This is a genomic window from Aeromicrobium sp. Root472D3, assembly GCF_001426485.1.
Taxonomy (GTDB): domain Bacteria; phylum Actinomycetota; class Actinomycetes; order Propionibacteriales; family Nocardioidaceae; genus Aeromicrobium.
The window spans coordinates 1-4,096 of sequence record NZ_LMET01000004.1 but is presented as its reverse complement, the minus strand read 5'-3'; the positions used below and the strand labels follow the sequence as shown (position 1 = coordinate 4,096).

2 rRNA genes are annotated in these 4,096 nt (G+C 55.1%); both read right to left on the bottom strand.

The window, feature by feature from the left end:
• Nucleotides 1-2,325: ribosomal RNA gene (locus tag ASD10_RS18155) — 23S ribosomal RNA — on the bottom strand; the annotation flags it as partial.
• Nucleotides 2,326-2,684: 359 nt separating this feature from the next.
• Nucleotides 2,685-4,096, bottom strand: a 16S ribosomal RNA gene (locus tag ASD10_RS18150); the annotation flags it as partial.

Sequence of the window (4,096 nt, the reverse complement as noted above, 5' to 3'; positions counted from 1 at the left end):
CCTATCCTACACAAACTGAACCAAACACCAATACCAAACTATAGTAAAGGTCCCGGGGTCTTTCCGTCCTGCCGCGCGTAACGAGCATCTTTACTCGTAGTGCAATTTCGCCGAGTCCATGGTTGAGACAGCGCCCAAGTCGTTACTCCATTCGTGCAGGTCGGAACTTACCCGACAAGGAATTTCGCTACCTTAGGATGGTTATAGTTACCACCGCCGTTTACTGGGGCTTAAGTTCTGTGCTTCGCTTGCGCTGACACGTCCCCTTAACCTTCCAGCACCGGGCAGGAGTCAGTCCGTATACGGCGTCTTTCGACTTAGCACGGACCTGTGTTTTTAGTAAACAGTCGCTTGGGCCTGGTCTCTGCGGCCGTCAACGCTTCTCACAGCAAGTGTGATAACGAATCGGGCCCCCCTTCTCCCGAAGTTACGGGGGCATTTTGCCGAGTTCCTTAACCATGGTTCACTCGATCACCTTAGTATTCTCTACCTGACCACCTGAGTCGGTTTGGGGTACGGGCGGCTCTAGATCTCGCTAGATGCTTTTCTCGGCAGCATAGGATCACTCACTTCGACTAAAACGTCTCCCCATCAGATCTCAGGCTATGTGAATGACGGATTTGCCTATCATTCGCCCTACATCCTTAGCCCGGGACAACCATCGCCCGGGATGAGCTACCTTCCTGCGTCACACCATTGCTTGCCTACTACCAGATCGGGTCATGCGCAGCACTGGCATCGCTCCGAAGAGTCCCGCCAGATTTGGGCACTTAGCATTTCTGGGTTCAGCATGGGCGATCTAATGCCGGTACGGGAATATCAGCCCGTTGTCCATCGACTACGCCTGTCGGCCTCGCCTTAGGTCCCGACTTACCCAGGGAAGATTAGCTTGACCCTGGAACCCTTGGTCATTCGGTGGAGGAGTTTCTCACTCCTCATTCGCTACTCATGCCTGCATTCTCACTCGTGTAGCCTCCACGGCTGGATCACTCCGCCGCTTCGCTGGCCACACGACGCTCCCCTACCGATCCATACGCCTGGACCACGAAGGCCTGGCTATTGCATGAATCCCATAGCTTCGGTGGATAACTTGAGCCCCGCTAAATTGTCGGCGCGGAATTACTTGACCAGTGAGCTATTACGCACTCTTTCAAGGGTGGCTGCTTCTAAGCCAACCTCCTGGTTGTCTCTGCGACTCCACATCCTTTTCCACTTAGTTATCGCTTTGGGACCTTAGCTGATGGTCTGGGCTGTTTCCCTCTCGACAATGGAGCTTATCCCCCACTGTCTCACTGCTGCGCTCTCACTTATCGGCATTCGGAGTTTGGCTGAGTTCAGTAAGCTTGTAGGCCCCCTAGCCCATCCAGTGCTCTACCTCCGACAAGAAACACGCAACGCTGCACCTAAATGCATTTCGGGGAGAACCAGCTATCACGGAGTTTGATTGGCCTTTCACCCCTATCCACAGCTCATCCCCCCAGTTTTTAACCTAGGTGGGTTCGGTCCTCCACGCGGTCTTACCCGCGCTTCAACCTGGCCATGGATAGATCACTCCGCTTCGGGTCTAGATCCTGCAACTATGGTCGCCCTATTCGGACTCGCTTTCGCTACGGCTACGGCTCAACGCCTTAACCTCGCTACAGAACGCTAACTCGCAGGCTCATTCTTCAAAAGGCACGCTGTCACCCGTCACAAGGACGAGCTCCAACGGATTGTATGCACATGGTTTCAGGTACTATTTCACTCCCCTCCCGGGGTACTTTTCACCTTTCCCTCACGGTACTAGTCCGCTATCGGTCATCGAGGAGTATTTAGGCTTAACGGGTGGTCCCGCCAGATTCACACCGAATTTCAGGGGTTCGGTGTTACTCGGGGTAACGCAAAAGAGCCATGAGCTTACGTGTACGGGGGTATCACCCTCTATGCCGCGACTTTCCAGTCGGCTTTCACTTCACTCATGGTTTATGACTCTTTGCCAGGTCGGCAGACCAGGCCATGCGGCCCCACAACACCCAAACGACAACGCCTGCCGGCTATCACATCGTCTAGGTTTAGCCTCTTCCAGTTTCGCTCGCCACTACTACCGGAATCACTGTTGTTTTCTCTTCCTGTGGGTACTGAGATGTTTCACTTCCCCACGTTCCCTCCTACTGCCCTATGTGTTCAGACAGAGGTACCTGGACTTTACTCCAGGTGGGTTTCCCCATTCGGACATCCCCGGATCACAGGTCGGTTGTCACCTTCCCGGGGCTTTTCGCAGACTCCAACGTCCTTCATCGGCTCTCGATGCCAAGGCATCCACCATGTGCACTTAGTAGCTTGTTGTTACTACAAAGATGCTCGCGTCCACTGTGAAGTTCTCAAAATACGATCGGTCCCACATACAAGTCCCACGCCTACCCGAACCGCCTCCCGAAGGAAACGAACCCGAATGGTTCATGGGGATATGTGGTCCGAGAAACCAACCCTCGCGGACTGATCCCTCAGGACCCAACAGTGTGCCTGATTCAATGAACACCCACCCAGCAAGGTTCCACTCCCCGAAGGGAAGTACTGACGCTGGAAGCATCCATCAAGCCAAATAATCGACGATCCACTAGTGAGCTGAGACCGCGTCAACACATTCGGCTGACAAACGACTCATGGACAACCACCACGATGGGCAGCTGCCAGATGCTCCTTAGAAAGGAGGTGATCCAGCCGCACCTTCCGGTACGGCTACCTTGTTACGACTTCGTCCCAATCGCCAGCCCCACCTTCGACAGCTCCCTCCGTAAACGGTTGGGCCACTGGCTTCGGGTGTTGCCGACTTTCATGACGTGACGGGCGGTGTGTACAAGGCCCGGGAACGTATTCACCGCAGCGTTGCTGATCTGCGATTACTAGCGACTCCGACTTCATGGGGTCGAGTTGCAGACCCCAATCCGAACTGAGACCGGCTTTTTGGGATTCGCTCCACCTTACAGTTTCGCAGCCCTTTGTACCGGCCATTGTAGCATGCTTGAAGCCCTGGACATAAGGGGCATGAAGACTTGACGTCATCCCCACCTTCCTCCGAGTTGACCCCGGCAGTCTCCTATGAGTCCCCACCATTACGTGCTGGCAACATAGAACGAGGGTTGCGCTCGTTGCGGGACTTAACCCAACATCTCACGACACGAGCTGACGACAGCCATGCACCACCTGTATACCGACCAAAAGGGGGCTACATCTCTGCAGCTTTCCGGTATATGTCAAACCCAGGTAAGGTTCTTCGCGTTGCATCGAATTAATCAGCATGCTCCGCCGCTTGTGCGGGCCCCCGTCAATTCCTTTGAGTTTTAGCCTTGCGGCCGTACTCCCCAGGCGGGGCGCTTAATGCGTTAGCTGCGGCACGGAAACCGTGGAAGGTCCCCACACCTAGCGCCCAACGTTTACGGCATGGACTACCAGGGTATCTAATCCTGTTCGCTCCCCATGCTTTCGCTCCTCAGCGTCAGGTAATGCCCAGAGAACCGCCTTCGCCACCGGTGTTCCTCCTGATATCTGCGCATTCCACCGCTACACCAGGAATTCCGTTCTCCCCTGCATACCTCTAGTCTGCCCGTATCGGAAGCACGCTCAGGGTTGAGCCCTGAGTTTTCACTCCCGACGCGACAAACCGCCTACGAGCCCTTTACGCCCAATAATTCCGGACAACGCTCGGACCCTACGTATTACCGCGGCTGCTGGCACGTAGTTGGCCGGTCCTTCTTCTGCAGGTACCGTCACTCTCGCTTCGTCCCTGCTGAAAGAGGTTTACAACCCGAAGGCCGTCATCCCTCACGCGGCGTTGCTGGATCAGGCTTTCGCCCATTGTCCAATATTCCCCACTGCTGCCTCCCGTAGGAGTCTGGGCCGTGTCTCAGTCCCAGTGTGGCCGGTCACCCTCTCAGGCCGGCTACCCGTCAATGCCTTGGTGAGCCATTACCTCACCAACAAGCTGATAGGCCGCGAGCTCATCCTTCTCCGCCGGAGCTTTCCAACCCCCAACATGCGAAGGGGGTTCATATTCGGCATTAGCCATCGTTTCCAATGGTTATTCCAAAGAGAAGGGCAGATTGCTCACGTGTTACTC